The sequence below is a fragment of the Enterobacter sp. PL_is514 genome (genome assembly GCF_055816715.1).
In genome coordinates this window covers 124,533-139,871 of the sequence record NZ_JBVPGN010000026.1, presented here as the reverse complement: position 1 = coordinate 139,871, position 15,339 = coordinate 124,533, and the positions used below count along the sequence as shown (strand labels likewise).

16 protein-coding genes are annotated in these 15,339 nt (G+C 60.9%); 9 read left to right on the top strand and 7 right to left on the bottom strand.

Annotation, left to right across the window (positions count from 1 at the left end; translation table 11 throughout):
- Positions 1-72: 72 nt before the first annotated feature.
- From flhA to hypA, 6 genes are read right to left on the bottom strand one after another with little or no spacing between them, the layout of a single operon-like run.
- Entirely contained in the window at positions 73-2,145 is a 2,073-nt protein-coding gene (gene flhA / locus AC0TNG_RS03450) for a formate hydrogenlyase transcriptional activator FlhA (protein ID WP_248272340.1), read from the bottom strand.
- A gap of 57 nt (positions 2,146-2,202) precedes the next feature.
- Positions 2,203-3,213: a hydrogenase expression/formation protein HypE gene (hypE, locus tag AC0TNG_RS03445; RefSeq protein WP_473702234.1), complete on the bottom strand. Its 1,011-nt coding sequence runs from the start codon at positions 3,211-3,213 to the stop codon at positions 2,203-2,205.
- A complete protein-coding gene (hypD, locus tag AC0TNG_RS03440; RefSeq protein ID WP_090418430.1) occupies positions 3,210-4,331 on the bottom strand; it encodes a hydrogenase formation protein HypD in 1,122 nt (373 codons plus the stop codon). Before hypD ends, hypE begins: the two co-directional genes overlap by 4 nt.
- Before the next feature lie 2 nt (positions 4,332-4,333).
- Positions 4,334-4,606 (bottom strand): HypC/HybG/HupF family hydrogenase formation chaperone, encoded by a 273-nt coding sequence (locus tag AC0TNG_RS03435; RefSeq protein ID WP_047650282.1) that lies wholly within the window; start codon positions 4,604-4,606, stop codon positions 4,334-4,336.
- Positions 4,597-5,460, bottom strand: a complete 864-nt coding sequence (hypB, locus tag AC0TNG_RS03430; RefSeq protein WP_148769285.1) for a hydrogenase nickel incorporation protein HypB — start codon at positions 5,458-5,460, stop codon at positions 4,597-4,599. Before hypB ends, AC0TNG_RS03435 begins: the two co-directional genes overlap by 10 nt.
- Positions 5,461-5,463: 3 nt before the next feature.
- Complete coding sequence (hypA, locus tag AC0TNG_RS03425; RefSeq protein ID WP_029739533.1) at positions 5,464-5,814, bottom strand: hydrogenase maturation nickel metallochaperone HypA; 351 nt, start codon at positions 5,812-5,814, stop codon at positions 5,464-5,466.
- 211 nt (positions 5,815-6,025) lie between these two features.
- On the opposite strand from hypA, the gene hycA reads away from it, so the two are divergent.
- The 9 genes from hycA to hycI all read left to right on the top strand — a co-directional run bounded on the left by hycA (position 6,026) and on the right by hycI (position 13,804).
- Positions 6,026-6,490, top strand: coding sequence for a formate hydrogenlyase regulator HycA (gene hycA / locus AC0TNG_RS03420; protein WP_024909233.1), 465 nt, complete (start codon positions 6,026-6,028; stop codon positions 6,488-6,490).
- 70 nt (positions 6,491-6,560) lie between these two features.
- Entirely contained in the window at positions 6,561-7,169 is a 609-nt protein-coding gene (locus AC0TNG_RS03415; RefSeq protein ID WP_023308971.1) for a 4Fe-4S dicluster domain-containing protein, read from the top strand.
- The gene (gene hycC, locus AC0TNG_RS03410; protein ID WP_267215545.1) at positions 7,166-8,980 is read left to right on the top strand and encodes a formate hydrogenlyase subunit 3; all 1,815 of its coding nucleotides are present in this window, start codon (positions 7,166-7,168) and stop codon (positions 8,978-8,980) included. Before AC0TNG_RS03415 ends, hycC begins: the two co-directional genes overlap by 4 nt.
- A 1-nt stretch (position 8,981) precedes the next feature.
- Complete coding sequence (locus tag AC0TNG_RS03405) at positions 8,982-9,905, top strand: respiratory chain complex I subunit 1 family protein (protein ID WP_032648046.1); 924 nt, start codon at positions 8,982-8,984, stop codon at positions 9,903-9,905.
- Positions 9,906-9,920: 15 nt separating this feature from the next.
- Entirely contained in the window at positions 9,921-11,630 is a 1,710-nt protein-coding gene (hycE, locus tag AC0TNG_RS03400; RefSeq protein WP_048993005.1) for a formate hydrogenlyase subunit HycE, read from the top strand.
- Positions 11,631-11,639: 9 nt separating this feature from the next.
- Positions 11,640-12,182, top strand: a complete 543-nt coding sequence (locus tag AC0TNG_RS03395) for a formate hydrogenlyase complex iron-sulfur subunit (protein ID WP_048993003.1) — start codon at positions 11,640-11,642, stop codon at positions 12,180-12,182.
- Complete coding sequence (hycG, locus tag AC0TNG_RS03390) at positions 12,182-12,949, top strand: formate hydrogenlyase subunit HycG (RefSeq protein ID WP_048029233.1); 768 nt, start codon at positions 12,182-12,184, stop codon at positions 12,947-12,949. Before AC0TNG_RS03395 ends, hycG begins: the two co-directional genes overlap by 1 nt.
- Positions 12,946-13,356, top strand: a complete 411-nt coding sequence (locus AC0TNG_RS03385; RefSeq protein WP_048993001.1) for a formate hydrogenlyase maturation HycH family protein — start codon at positions 12,946-12,948, stop codon at positions 13,354-13,356. Before hycG ends, AC0TNG_RS03385 begins: the two co-directional genes overlap by 4 nt.
- Positions 13,349-13,804: a hydrogenase maturation peptidase HycI gene (gene hycI, locus AC0TNG_RS03380; RefSeq protein ID WP_024909226.1), complete on the top strand. Its 456-nt coding sequence runs from the start codon at positions 13,349-13,351 to the stop codon at positions 13,802-13,804. Before AC0TNG_RS03385 ends, hycI begins: the two co-directional genes overlap by 8 nt.
- Positions 13,805-13,898: 94 nt before the next feature.
- On the opposite strand, the gene AC0TNG_RS03375 is transcribed toward hycI, so the two are convergent.
- On the bottom strand, positions 13,899-15,323 hold the full coding sequence (locus AC0TNG_RS03375; protein WP_248165737.1) for a 6-phospho-beta-glucosidase: 1,425 nt from the start codon (positions 15,321-15,323) through the stop codon (positions 13,899-13,901).
- Positions 15,324-15,339: the final 16 nt, after the last annotated feature.

Genomic DNA, 15,339 nt, shown 5'->3' with positions numbered 1-15,339 from the left:
TTTTGTGTCAATGAGGGACAATTGCGCGGGGTAACGAAAGGCGGTGCCAGAAAACACCGCCAGAGTAGGGGCTTAAGCCAGGCTCTCTTTCTCAATCCCGAGTCGCTTCATGCGCGACAGCAGGGTGGTGCGTTTTAACCCCAGGCGCTGGGCGGCACCTTTCGGCCCGGCGACTACGCCGTTGGTCTCTTTCAGCACGCGCATAATGAGCTGATATTCATCTTCTCCCTCTTTCGCTGTCTCGGCGGCGGGCAGGGTCACGTCAGGCGGCGTCACTTCAGGCAGGGAGAGCTGCAGCACATTCCCCCGCGTCAGCAGCACCGCACGTTCGATGACGTTTTCCAGCTCGCGCACGTTGCCGGGCCACTCCATCGATGAAAGGGTACGCAACGTCTCGGCAGGAATGCTGTCGATATTTCGCCCCATCCTGCGCGCGATCTTGGCGGTAAACGCTTTGACCAGCAGGGGGATATCTTCCGGGCGCTCGCGCAGCGGCGGCAGGAAGATCGGGAACACGTTCAGGCGATAGTAAAGGTCGCTGCGAAACTCGCGGTCGGCGACCATTTTTTTCAGATCGCGGTTGGTGGCGGCAATCAGCCGCACGTCGGTCTGGATAAGCTTGTTGCTTCCCAGGCGCTCAAACTCCTGCTCCTGCAACACGCGCAGCAGTTTCGGCTGTAGCTCCAGCGGCATATCGCCCACTTCGTCGAGAAACAGCGAGCTCTTGTCCGCCAGCTCAAAACGGCCCAGCCGCTGGCTGCTTGCCCCGGTGAATGCACCGCGCTCGTGGCCGAACAGATCGCTTTCCAGCAGCCCTGCGGGCATCGCGGCGCAGTTCATCTTCACCATCCGACGGCTGTTGCGGTTGCTCAGGTTGTGGATGGCGCGGGCAATCAGCTCTTTACCCGTACCGGTTTCGCCCAGGATCAGCACCGTGCTGTCGCTTTGCGCCACCATCTCGACCTGCTTGAGCACACTGTACATGGCGTCGCTGCGCCCGATGATTTCACCAAACTCGCTGTCCACGTTGTTGAGCTGCTCGGTCAGGGCCAGGTTCTCATCCACCAGACGCTCTTTCAGACGATGAATTTCCTGATAGGCGAGGGCGTTATCCAGGGCGATGGAAATACGCTCGGCGATCTGACGCAGCAGCTTCAGGTTGGCGGTGGTGAACACGCCTTCCTCACACTGCGCCAGCTTAAGCACGCCCAGCATGGTGTTGCCGGACATCAGCGGCAGCAGGCACAGGGTCTGAATTTTGTTGCCCCAGGTGTTAAACAGCATCCGCTCGTACGGCGCGACAGGATCCTGCTCGTTCAGGTTGAGCAGGAGGATCTCTTTGCTTTTGAAGACTCGTTCAGAAAGGGTCCCCGCTTCATCTACTTCGCTCTGCTCGTGTGCCGGGTTGGCTTCATCAAGATAATGCGTGGAGTAGATGTTCAGCTTGCCCTTGCGATGGCCGCGAAGCGCAATGCTGATGGCGTCGATTTTGAAATAGTGATGGATCTCTTTCGAGACTTCGCTCACCAGTTCATCCATGTCGAGCCGTGACAGCACGGCGTTAGTGATGGCGACCAGAATGCGGAAGTTGTCGCGTTCGCGGCTCAGCAGGTCGTAATCCACATTATTGGTGACGCGGCTTTGGATCTGCTCAGCGACGACGGCCACAATCTGGGTAAAGGTGTGCAGGCGTTCGTATTCCGCCTCGCTCCAGGGCTGGTCGGTGGTGCGGATAAACTCGCAGCCGCCAAAAATCTGGCCCTCTGCCGCCAGCGGCAACATGCAGTAATGCCCGAAAGGTTGATAGAGGTTACTCTCCGCGAGCCGCGGCCACGCCTGGCGGAACTCCTCAAAGTTGCAGTGCAGCACTTCAGGTCGGGAGAGAATGCGGCGCACCGGGCCATGCGCGAGATACGTTTCGTCTTCGTATTCAAACGTTTTGCCATTGTCACGCGTTGAGTAGTAGCTCGCGCGGTGCGTTCCGCTATGCCACAGTACAATTGCGGCGCTGTCGGCCAGCGCCGACTGCCTGACCAGCCGGGTCAGGGCATCGCTCAGCGCGCCGAGATCGGGCTGCTGTAAAAGTGTGCGCGTGATGTCAAACAGGCCCTGCTGTCCAAGATCGCTCATCGGTGTATACGGCATAGTGCTTTCCAGTAGAAACGAGCAAAAAAATCCATGCTGACCGCTTTTGGCGCGGTTCTAGCAAATACGGGGTAAAGGTTCCGCGTGCGGCAGATCCAGCGTGCGCTTCACGCCATAAAGCCCGGTCAGGCGCACCCCTTTGCGCTCAACCACTTCACCAATCATTGCCGCCTCTTTTCCTGACGGATGAGCCCGCAGCTGTTCAAGAACGGCTTCCGCTGCCGCGCGTTCAACGCCAATCACCAGTTTGCCTTCGTTTGCGAAGTTAAGCGGGTCCAGCCCCAGCAGTTCGCAGAGCCCACGAACGGCGGGCTTAACGGGCAGGCTGCGCTCGGTGAGTTCAATCCCATACCCGCAGCTTGCTGCAAATTCGTGGGCCACGGCATTCACGCCGCCTCGCGTGGCATCCCGCAGGGCTTTCACGCCGGGCACGGCCCGCAGCGTCTGAATCAGCGGGGTGAGCACCGCGCAGTCGCTGCGCAGTTCCCCGTCCAGCCCCAGCCCTTCACGCAGGTTAAGGATGGTCGCCCCGTGGCAGCCCAGCGTTCCGGTCACGATCAGCACGTCGCCCACGCTAAGCTGCTGCGCGCCCCAGTGAATATCGGCGGGGATCGCCCCCACGCCGGCGGTGTTGATAAACAGCTTGTCGGCCGCGCCGCGCTGCACCACTTTGGTATCGCCTGTAACGATAGCTATCCCCGCCTCGCGCGCGGTCTGCGCCATGCTGTTGACCACTGTTGTGAGCGTCTCCATCGGCAAGCCCTCTTCGAGGATAAACCCGCAGGAGAGGTAGCGCGGAACGGCGCCGCTGACGGCGACGTCGTTGGCCGTGCCGCAGACGGCGAGCTTGCCGATATCGCCACCCGGGAAGAACAGCGGATCAATGACGTAGCTGTCGGTGGAGAAGGCCAGCCTGTCGCCCTGGGCGGTGAGGGTGGCGAGGTCAATGCGCGCCTGGTCTTCCTGTTCGGCGAGCCAGGGGTTGTTAAAGGCCTCCATAAACAGCCGGTTAATCAGCTGCTGCATCGCCTGTCCGCCGCTGCCGTGCGCCATTTCAACCGTATTCATGCTTCACTCTCCTGGTTGCGATACTGATACCACGCGGCACACGCCCCTTCGGAGGAGACCATCAGCGCGCCAAACGCCGTTTGCGGGTTGCAGGTATTGCCAAATAACGGGCACTGATGCGGTTTGCATTTGCCGGTGAGCACCTCGCCGCAGCGGGCCCGGGGATCGTCGCAAACCTGCTGCGGCTGCGGGCGGAAATGCGCTTCGGCGTCGAATGTGCGATAGGCTGACGTCAGGCGCACGCCGGATTCGGCAATCAGCCCCAGACCACGCCATTCGCTGTCGCCCTCAACGCTAAACACGTCGGCTATCGCCTGCTGTGCCCGTTCATTTCCCGCATCCGGCACCACGCGCCGGTACTGGTTTTCCACTGCACTCAGGGCCGCTATTTTCTGCTCAACCAGCATGGTGACACCTTGCAGTAGATCAAGTGGTTCGAAACCAGCGACCACTAACGGACGATTGTACTGTTCAGCGATAAAACCGTAGGCGTCTGTGCCAATCACCATGCTGACATGCCCCGGTGCCAGAAAGGCGTCAATGCCGTTTCCCGGCTCTTCCAGCAGGCTGCGCAGGGTGGGGATAAGCGTAATGTGCTGGCAGAAGAAGAAAAAGTTATCGACGCCGCGCGCTTTCGCCTGCTGCAGCGTGATGGCGGTGGCGGGCATGGTGGTTTCAAACCCCAGGCCAAAGAACACCACCTTGCGCGCGGGATTATTCTCTGCCAGCGTCAGGGCATCCATCGGCGAATAGACGATCCGGATGTCGGCTCCGCGCGCTTTTGCCTGCAGCAGCGAGCCGTTTTTCCCCGGCACGCGCATCGCGTCGCCAAAGGTGCAGAAAATGACGTCGGGCTGGCAGGCAATTTCAATGCAGCTGTCGATGCGCCCCATCGGCAGAACGCAGACCGGGCAGCCGGGGCCGTGGATAAACTCGATGTTCTCCGGCAGCAGCTGGTCGAGGCCAAATTTGAAGATGGCGTGCGTGTGTCCGCCGCACACCTCCATGATCCGCAGCGGTCTTTCTTTCGTGTAGTCCAGTCGCGCTGCGCGCGTTTTCAGGTAGCCGATAAGCTGCAGCACCTGCTCCGGCGCGCGGTATTCATCAACGTAACGCATGATTACCGCTCCTCGCCGTACAGCAGCGCACCCACGTCAGGCTCCACGTCGAACATATTTTGCAGGGCGTCGAGCGTGTCGCGGGCTTCCGCTTCGTTAATCACGCTCATGGCGAACCCCACGTGGACCAGCACCCACTGTCCGAGACGCGAAGCGCCGCTTTCATCGGTGCTGCCCACCAGCGTCAGGTCGACGTCGCGCAGGATGCCGCAAACCTCGACTTTGGCCTGATTACCGTCGATGGCGTGAATTTGTCCAGGGACGCCTATGCACATCGCTCGTTCTCCAGCCACTGTAGCCAACTGTCCATGCCGTCACCGCGCGTGGCGGAGACCAGCAGGATCTCAATCTCCGGATTCACTTCACGGGCATAAGCCAGGCACTTATCCACGTCGAAATTCAGGTACGGCAGCAGGTCGACTTTGTTCAGCAGCATGACGGACGCGGCGGCAAACATATGCGGGTACTTCAGCGGTTTGTCTTCGCCTTCGGTCACCGAAAGCACCGCCACCTTGTGCCGTTCGCCCAGGTCGAAGCTCGCCGGGCAGACCAGGTTGCCGACGTTTTCAATAAACAGAATTCCGTCATCCGCCAGCGGCAGACGCGGGGCGGCGTCGGCAATCATCTGCGCATCCAGGTGGCAGCCTTTGCCGGTATTAACCTGAATCGCCGGGGTGCCGGTTTCGCGAATACGCGCCGCGTCGTTAACGGTTTGCTGGTCGCCTTCAATCACCGCGCAGGAGACGCGTCTGTTCAGGCGCTTGAGCGTTTCCGTTAACAGCGTGGTTTTGCCGGAGCCGGGGCTGGAGACCAGATTCAGCACCAGCTGTTTGCGGGTGGCAAAGCGCGCGCGGTTGCGGGCGGCGATCTGGTTATTTTTGTCCAGCACGTTGATTTCCACCTCCAACATCTGGCGCTGGCTGATGCCCGGCGCGTGGGTGCCCGCCTCCCCGTGGCCGTAGTGCAGATCGCCCACTTCGGAGCGCTGCGGAGCGAAGGTGATACCGGTCAGTGCCGCAGAAGGTCGTGGGGCAGGAGAAAAGGGCGCGGAGCGAAACGCGGAATGGGGGCGATGTTCATCCCCTTCTATATACAGGTTGCCTTCGGCGCAACCGCAGGTACTACACATACTTTACTCCTTCTCGATTTCGAGACGTTGGATCTGCATGCCGTCATCCGCCACGATGCGAAGACCGGTGCTCTGACACTGCGGACAGCGCTGAACCTTTGATGACAGCAGGGTGACGTACTGCTGGCACTGTTCGCACCAGCACTCCGCCTGCTGCTCTTCAATATGCAGTTCGCAGCCTTCCGCCAGCGTGCCGCGGCACACCAGTTCAAAACAGAAATTCAGGGCGCTGGTCTCGACGCAGGAAAACGCCCCGACCTTCAGCCAGACGCCGGTAACGCGTTTCGCGTGGTTTTGCACTGCCTGCTGCTCGATAAGTTCCAGAGCCCGCTGGCAGAGGGTGATTTCGTGCATGACGCCTCCTCAGTGAATTGCGCCATTGAATGCAATAACGATGCCAGCTTGATTTTTGTTAAGGCGTGACGATGTCAACGCTGTCGAAATGACACGTCGACACCGCGGCGTTGACAGCGGTTTTGCAATTAAACACATTAAAAATCATAAAGATAAAAACTGGCATGGAATCTGCTTAACAGCCGCTATCTCCATTAAACGGATACCTTCTATGACTATTTGGGAAATCAGCGAAAAAGCGGATTACATCGCGCAGCGTCATCAGCAGCTGCAGGACCAGTGGCACCTTTACTGCAACTCGCTTGTTCAGGGCATTACCCTCTCGAAAGCGCGTCTTCACCACGCGATGAGCTGCGCGGCACAGGGGGATATGAGCTTTGTCCTGTTCGGCCATTTCACGATCAACGTGACCCTGGCAGATAACTTCAACAGCCACACCATCGAGTACCACCTCGAGACAAAAGACGGCGAAAAACAGTGTATTGCGAAGGCGCAGCTGATGGCTGACGGCATGGTGGACGGCCACGTCAGCAACCGCGATCGCCAGCAGGTGCTGGAGCACTATCTGGAAAAAATCGCGCCGGTCTATAACGGCCTGTACGCCGCCGTTGAACGCGATCTCCCGGTCAACCTGAAGCAGCTGATGGACGGAAATACCTCAGCTAACGTGGCCTGACCCTTGCGTGTCGAGAAGTGTCGACAAGACAGTTTTTCGTCAAAAATGACTATCACCAGAGGATGACCCGGTGAACCGTTTTGTAATTGCCGACTCGACGGTCTGTATTGGCTGTCGAACCTGTGAGGCGGCGTGTTCGGAAACGCATCGCCTGCATGGGCTGCAGTCCATGCCGCGCCTGCACGTCATGCGTAATGAAAAAGAGTCTGCCCCGCAGCTCTGCCATCACTGTGAAGACGCCCCCTGCGCGGGTGTCTGCCCTGTGAATGCCATCACCCGCGTTGATGGCGCTGTCCAGCTGAACGAAAGCCTGTGCGTAAGCTGCAAGCTGTGCGGCATCGCCTGCCCGTTCGGCGCGATTGAATTTTCCGGCAGCCGTCCGCTGCACATTCCGGCGAACGCTAACTCGCCAAAAGCCCCGCCTGCGCCACCGGCTCCGGCACGCGTAAGCACGTTGCTGGACTGGGTGCCCGGCATCCGTGCCGTGGCGGTGAAGTGCGACCTGTGCAGCTTCGATGAGCAGGGTCCGGCCTGCGTGCGCACCTGCCCGACTAAAGCATTGATTCTGGTTAACATTCGCGACATCGCCCGTACCAGCAAGCGCAAACGCGAGCTGACCATCAACAGTGATTTTGGCGACCTTTCTCTGCTACAGGCGCTTAACGAGGGGGCGAAATGAACGCGGCAATGATGATTACCAGCGCGGTAGCCTGTTTTACTGCCGCCGCTGTTCTGGCGCTGATCTTCTCATTCCATAAAACCCTGAGCGGCGCGATCGCCGGGATTGGCGGGGCGGTAGCTAGCCTGATGACGCTGGCGGCAGGCGGCGTTGTCCTGCTCGGCGGCCAGTCCGCAGAAACCGTGATGCCGCTGATTCGGCACACCGTTGAGATCACGCCCCTGAACGCCATCTGGCTGGTGACGTTTGGCCTGTGCGGGCTGTTTATCAGCCTGTTCAATATCGACTGGCACCGCCACCCGCATGCTAAAGCCAACGGCCTGCTGGTTAATCTGCTGATGGCGACGGCGGTCTGTACCGTTATCGCCAGCAACCTCGGCGCGCTGGTGGTGATGGCGGAGATCATGGCGCTGTTCGGCGTGTTCCTGACGGGCTGCAGCGCCTCCGGCAAGCTGTGGTTTGCGCTGGGACGCCTGGGGACGCTGCTGCTGGTGCTGGCCTGCTGGCTGGTGTGGCAACGCTTTGGCACGCTGGATTTCTCTGCGCTCAACGGGCATCCGCTGGGGAATGACGTCTGGCTGCTGGGCGTTATCGGCTTTGGCCTGCTCGCTGGCATCATCCCGCTGCACGGCTGGGTGCCGCAGGCGCATGCGAATGCCTCCGCGCCCGCCGCCGCGCTGTTTTCGGTGGTGGTGATGAAAGTGGGTCTGTTCGGAATTTTGGCGATTACGCTGACCGGCGGACAACCGCCGCTATGGTGGGGCGTTGTGCTGCTGATCGCCGGAATGATTACCGCGTTCGTCGGCGGCCTGTACGCGCTGATGGAGCACAATATCCAGCGTCTTCTGGCGTACCACACGCTTGAAAATATCGGCATCATCCTGCTCGGTATTGGCGCGGGCGTAACCGGGCTGGCGCTCAATCATCCGGCGCTAATCGCGGCCGGTTTTATCGGCGGTCTTTATCACCTCGTTAACCACAGCCTGTTTAAAAGCACCCTGTTCCTCGGCGCGGGAAGCCTCTGGTTCCGCACCGGCCATCGGGACATCGAAAAGCTGGGCGGGATTGGCAAAAAGATGCCGGTAATTTCACTGGCGATGCTGGTCGGGCTGATGGCGATGGCCGCGCTGCCGCCGCTGAACGGCTTTGCCGGGGAGTGGGTGATCTATCAGTCCTTCTTCGCGCTCGGTCAGAGCGATCTCTTTATCGCGCGTTTGCTCGGCCCGCTGCTGGCGGTCGGGCTGGCAATTACCGGGGCGCTGGCGGTGATGTGCATGGCGAAAGTCTACGGCGTGACCTTCCTCGGCGCGCCGCGCACCCGCGAAGCTGAAAACGCCTGCTGCGCACCGTTGTTGATGGGCGTGAGCGTGGTCGCGCTGGCGCTGTGCTGCATCGCGGGCGGCGTCGCCGCACCGTGGCTGTTGCCGCTGCTGGGCAACGCCATTCCGCTGCCGCTGACCGTGGCGAATACCACCGTCTCTCAGCCTATGATCGCGCTGCTGCTGATTGGCGCACCGCTGCTGCCGCTCGTCCTGATGCTGTTCTTCAAACGCGACAGGCTCACCTCCCGCGCGCGCGGTGCGGCGTGGGCCTGCGGCTACGAACATGAACAGTCGATGGTTATCACCGCCCACGGTTTCGCCATGCCGGTGAAGGAGAACTTCGCCGCCGTGCTGAAGCTGCGCCACTGGTTGAATCCGGTGGCCTGGGTACCCGGCTGGCAGAGCGCCGCCGCGCCCGCGCTGTTCCGCCGTCTGGCGGTCATCGAGCTGGCGGTGCTGGTGGTCATTGTGATTTCACGAGGAGCCTGACATGAGTCTGTTACTGGCAATTCTTCAGGCGCTGGTGCTGTTCGCCGCTGCGCCGCTGCTGTCGGGCATCACGCGCGTGGCGCGCGCCCGGATGCACAACCGTCGCGGGCCTGGGGTGCTTCAGGAGTACCGCGATCTCTTCAAACTGCTTTCTCGTCAGAGCGTGGCGCCGGATGCCGCAGGCTGGGTCTTCCGCCTGACGCCGTTCGTGATGGTGGGCGTCATGCTGACCATCGCCACCGCGCTGCCGGTGGTGACGGTGGGATCGCCGCTGCCGGCGCTCGGGGATCTGATTACGCTTATCTACCTCTTTGCCATCGCCCGTTTCTTCTTTGCGATTGCGGGCCTCGACACCGGGAGCCCGTTTACCGGCATCGGTGCCAGCCGCGAGGCGATGCTCGGCGTGCTGGTTGAGCCGATCCTGCTGCTGGGGCTGTGGGTCGCCGCGCAGGTGGCGGGTTCCACCCACATCAGCTTTATCACCCACACCGTTTACCACTGGCCGGTGGCGCGCTCAATCCCGCTGGTGCTGGCGCTGTGCGCCTGCGCGTTCGCCACGTTTATTGAGATGGGCAAACTGCCGTTCGATCTGGCGGAAGCCGAGCAGGAGCTGCAGGAAGGGCCGCTTACCGAGTACAGCGGCTACGGCTTCGCGGTGCTGAAGTGGGGCATCAGCCTCAAGCAGCTGGTGGTGCTGCAGATGTTTGTCGGCGTCTTCTTCCCGTGGGGGCAGATGACGCACTTCTCCGCGGGCGGTCTGCTGCTGGCCGTCGTGGTTGCCGTCCTCAAGCTGCTGGTCGGCGTGCTGGTGATTGCCCTGTTTGAAAACAGCATGGCGCGCCTGCGTTTTGTCGAAACGTCACGCATCACCTGGGCCGGTTTTGGTTTTGCATTTTTAGCGTTCGTCTCCTTGCTGGTGGCGTGATTAAAGAGAGTATTTATGTCTGAAGAAAAGAAAGGTCAGCAGTATCTCGCCGCATTGCATCAGGCTTTCCCCGGCGTGGTGCTGGAGGAGTCCTGGCAAACCAAAGACCAGGTAACCGTCACCGTAAAGGTGAATTATCTGCCGGAAGTGGTGGAGTTTCTCTACTACCGGCAGGGCGGCTGGCTGTCGGTACTGTTCGGCAACGACGAGCGCCAGCTGTGCGGCAGCTATGCGGTGTACTACGTGATGTCGATGGAGCAGGGCGAAAAATGCTGGCTCACCGTGCGCGTCGAAGTCGACCCGAATAAGCCGGAATATCCGTCCGTCACGCCGCGCGTGCCTGCCGCCGTCTGGGGCGAGCGCGAAGTGCGCGACATGTACGGCCTGGTGCCGGTCGGCCTGCCGGACGAGCGCCGCCTGGTGCTACCGGACGACTGGCCGGACGAGCTCTATCCGCTGCGCAAAGACAGCATGGACTACCGCCAGCGCCCGGCGCCGACTACCGACAGCGAAACCTACGAATTCATCAACGAGCTGGGCAGCAAGAAGAATAACGTGGTGCCGATCGGCCCGCTGCACGTCACCTCTGACGAGCCGGGCCACTTCCGCCTGTTCGTCGACGGTGAAAACATTATCGACGCCGACTACCGCCTGTTCTACGTCCACCGCGGCATGGAAAAGCTGGCGGAAACCCGCATGGGCTACAACGAAGTCACGTTTCTTTCTGACCGCGTGTGCGGCATCTGCGGCTTCGCCCACAGCACCGCCTACACCACCTCGGTGGAGAACGGCATGGGGATCGTGGTGCCGGAACGCGCGCAGATGATCCGCGCCATTCTGCTGGAGGTGGAGCGCCTGCACTCGCACCTGCTGAACCTCGGCCTGGCCTGCCACTTCGTCGGCTTTGACTCCGGGTTTATGCAGTTCTTCCGCGTGCGTGAAGCGTCGATGAAGATGGCGGAGATCCTCACCGGGGCGCGCAAAACCTACGGTCTGAACCTGATCGGCGGGATCCGCCGCGACCTGCTGAAGGATGACATGATCCAGACCCGCCAGCTGGCGCAGCAGATGCGCCGCGACGTGCAGGAGCTGGTGGACATGCTGCTCAGCACGCCAAACATCGAGCAGCGCACCGTCGGCATCGGCCGCCTTGACCCGGAAATCGCCCGCGACTTCAGCAACGTCGGCCCGATGGTGCGCGCCAGCGGCCACGCCCGCGACACGCGTGCCGATCACCCGTTCGTCGGCTACGGCCTGCTGCCGATGACCGTGCACAGCGAGCAGGGCTGCGACGTCATCTCGCGGCTCAAGGTGCGCATCAACGAGGTGTTTACCGCCCTGAACATGATCGACTTTGGTCTGGACAACCTGCCGGGCGGCCCGCTGATGGTGGAGGGCTTCACCTACATCCCAAACCGCTTTGCCCTTGGCTTTGCCGAAGCGCCGCGCGGGGACGATATCCACTGGAGCATGACCGGCGACAACCAGAAGCTCTACCGCTGGCGTTGCCGCGCGGCCACCTACGCCAACTGGCCAACCCTGCGCTACATGCTGCGCGGTAACACCGTGTCTGACGCGCCGCTGATCATCGGCAGCCTCGACCCGTGCTACTCCTGCACCGACCGCATGACCGTGGTCGATGTGCGCAAGAAGAAAAGCCAGGTGGTGCCGTACAAAGAGCTTGAGCGCTACAGCATCGAGCGTAAGAACTCGCCGCTGAAATAAGGACTCGCCATGTTTACCTTTATCAAAAAAGTGATCAAAACGGGCACGCAGACCAGCAGCTATCCGCTGGAGCCGATGCCGGTGGATAAAAACTTTCGCGGCAAGCCGGAGCACAACCCGCAGCAGTGCATCGGCTGCGCGGCCTGCGTCAACGCCTGCCCGTCGAATGCCTTAACGGTCGAGACGGATCTCAAAACCGGCGAGCTGGCCTGGCAGTTCAACCTTGGGCGCTGCATCTTCTGCGGCCGCTGCGAAGAGGTCTGCCCGACGGTCGCCATTCGCCTGTCGCAGGAGTACGAGCTGGCGGTGTGGAAGAAAGAGGACTTCCTGCAGCAGTCGCGCTTTGACCTGTGCAACTGCCGCGTCTGCAAACGCCCGTTCGCCGTGCAAAAAGAGATCGACTACGCCATCGCGCTGCTGCAGCACAACGGCGACGCCCGTGCGGAGCATCACCGCGAAAGCTTTGAAACCTGCCCGGCGTGCAAGCGTCAGAAGTGCCTGCTGCCGTCCGACCGTATTGATATCACCCGCCATATGAGAGAGGCCAGCTGATGGAAAACCTACTGGGCCCGCGCGACGCTAACGGCATTCCGGTGCCGATGACGGTGGACGAATCCATCGCCAGCATGAAGGCGTCGCTGCTGAAAAAAATCAAACGCTCCGCCTACGTCTACCGCGTGGACTGCGGGGGCTGCAACGGCTGCGAGATTGAGATCTTCGCTACGCTGTCGCCGCTGTTTGACGCGGAGCGCTTCGGCATCAAAGTGGTGCCATCCCCGCGTCATGCGGACATTCTGCTGTTCACCGGGGCCGTCACCCGCGCAATGCGCTCGCCCGCGCTGCGCGCCTGGCAGTCCGCCCCTGATCCGAAAATCTGCATCTCGTACGGCGCCTGCGGCAACAGCGGCGGCATCTTCCATGACCTCTACTGCGTCTGGGGCGGCACCGACAAAATCGTGCCGGTGGACGTCTACATTCCGGGCTGCCCGCCGACGCCTGCCGCCACGCTGTACGGCTTTGCCATGGCGCTTGGCCTGCTGGAGCAAAAAATCCACGCGCGCGAGCCGGGCGAGTTGGACAACCAGCCAGCGGCCATTCTGCACCCGGATATGGTGCAGCCGCTGCGGGTGAAGGTGGATCGCACGGCGCGCAGGCTGGCGGGCTACCGCTACGGCCGTCAGATTGCCGACGACTATCTGCGCCTGCTGAGCCAGGGCGAGCATCAGGTCGCACGCTGGCTGGAGGCGGAAAACGATCCGCGCCTCAATGAGATTGTGGCGAACCTGAACAGTATCGTCGATGAGGCGCGTATCCGATGAGTGAAACGGTGGTGTTCAGCCAGCTGAGCCGTAAGTTTATTGATGAGAACGATGCCACGCCGGATGCGGCGCAGCAGGTGGTCTATTACAGCCTGGCGATTGGGCATCACCTCGGGGTGATCGACTGCCTGGAGGCGGCGCTGAGCTGTCCGTGGTCCGAGTATCTGGCGTGGATCGCCACGCTGGAGGAGGGCAGTACGGCGCGTCGCAAGATGGAAGGCGTGCCGAAGTACGGCGAGATCGTGATCGATGCCAACCACATTGCGATGCTCGCCAACGCCTTTGACGCGGCGCTCGGCAGGCAAACCCCCGGGCAGCAGGCGTGGAGCAAAACGCTGCTCGGCATGCTGCATGATATTCATCAGGAGAGTGCCATCTACCTGATGGTGAGGAGATTACGTGACTGACGTTTTACTGTGTGTCGGCAACAGCATGATGGGCGATGACGGCGCGGGTCCGCTGCTGGCGGAGATGTGCGCCGCGAACCCGCAGGGCAGCTGGGTGGTGATTGACGGCGGCAGCGCGCCGGAAAACGACGTGGTCGCCATTCGCGAACTGCGCCCGGACAGGCTGTTAATCGTCGATGCCACCGATATGGGACTCAACCCCGGCGAGATCCGCCTGATTGACCCGGACGACATCGCCGAGATGTTTATGATGACTACCCACAATATGCCGCTGAACTACCTGGTCGATCAGATTAAAGACGACGTGGGCGAGGTGCTGTTTTTGGGCATTCAGCCGGATATTGTCGGGTTTTATTACCCGATGACGCCGCCGGTGAAAGCGGCGGTGGAAGTGGTGTATTCACGGCTTGCGGAGTGGGGTGGGGACGGGGATTTCTCCCGGCTCTGAGCAGTGCCGGGTGGCGGCTTCGCCTTACCCGGCCTACCAAACCCATCTCCCTCTCCCTCTCCCTGTGGGAGAGGGCTGGGGTGAGGGCAACAGGCTATTCGAGATCCGCCCCGTTACTCGCAATCACCTTCTTATACCACCAGAACGATTTCTTGCGTTTGCGCTCCAGCGTGCCGTTCCCGGCGTCGTCGCGGTCGACATAGACAAACCCGTAGCGCTTGCTCATCTCCCCGGTTGAGGCAGAGACAAGGTCAATACAGCCCCAGGTGGTGTAGCCCATCAGCGGCACGCCGTCCTCAATCGCGTCGCCCATCGCGCGGATATGCTCGCGCAGATAGCTAATGCGGTAGTCGTCGTTAATCTCGCCGTTTTCATCAACGACATCTTTCGCTCCCAGGCCGTTTTCCACCAGGAACAGCGGCTTCTGGTAGCGGTCGTACATCATGTTCATGGTGATGCGCAGGCCGAGCGGGTCGATGCCCCAGCCCCATTCGCTCACCTGAATGTGCGGGTTGCGCAGAGATTTGACGATGTTCGCCGCATTGGTGTTGTTCGCGTTCATATCCGCCGAGGCGCAGCGCGAGGCGTAATAGCTGAACGAGACAAAGTCGACGGTGTTTTTCAGAAGTAGATCATCGCCCGGGTCTTTAACAATCACCACGCCTTTCTCGCGGAACACGCGGGCGGAGTAGGCCGGATAGCTGCCGCGCGCCTGCACGTCGATAAAGAACAGGTTCTCGCGGTCTTTCTCCAGCGCCATCCACACGTCTTCCGGCTTGCAGGAGTAAGGGTAGAAGTTACCACCCGCCAGCATGCAGCCCACCTGGTTTTCCGGGTTCACCTCGTGAGCGATTTTAGTCGCCAGCGCGCTCGCCACCAGCTCGTGGTGCGCGGCCTGGTACTTCACCTGCTCTTCGTTTTCGCCTTCCTCAAACACCAGCCCCGCGCCGGAGAACGGGCTGTGCAGCATGATGTTGATTTCGTTGAAGGTCAGCCAGTATTTCACCAGCCCGTTAAATTCCTCAAAGCAGGTGCGAGCGTAGCGGGCAAAGAAATCCACCATTTTGCGGTTGCGCCAGGAGCCGTACTCCGTCACCAGGTGCATCGGCACGTCGAAGTGGCAGAGGGTCACCAGCGGCTCAATGTTGTACTTTTTGCACTCCTCGAACACCGCGCGGTAAAAGGCAATGCCCTCTTTGTTCGGCAGCGGCTCGTCGCCGTTCGGATAGAGGCGGCTCCAGGCGATCGAGGTGCGGAACACCGTAAAGCCCATCTCCGCCATCAGGGCGATGTCCTCTTTATAGCGATGGTAAAAATCAATCGCCTCGTGGCTCGGGTAGAACTCGTCGTCATGCAGCGAGAAACGCTTTTCCTTACCCAGCTTCACCGCCAGGCGATTCGCGCCGTGGGGAATCATATCGACCGTCGTCAGCCCTTTGCCGCCCTCACGGTAAGCGCCTTCACTCTGGTTGGCGGCAAGCGCGCCGCCCCATAAAAATCCTTGTGGAAACACAGACATTCTTACCTCGCTTTCA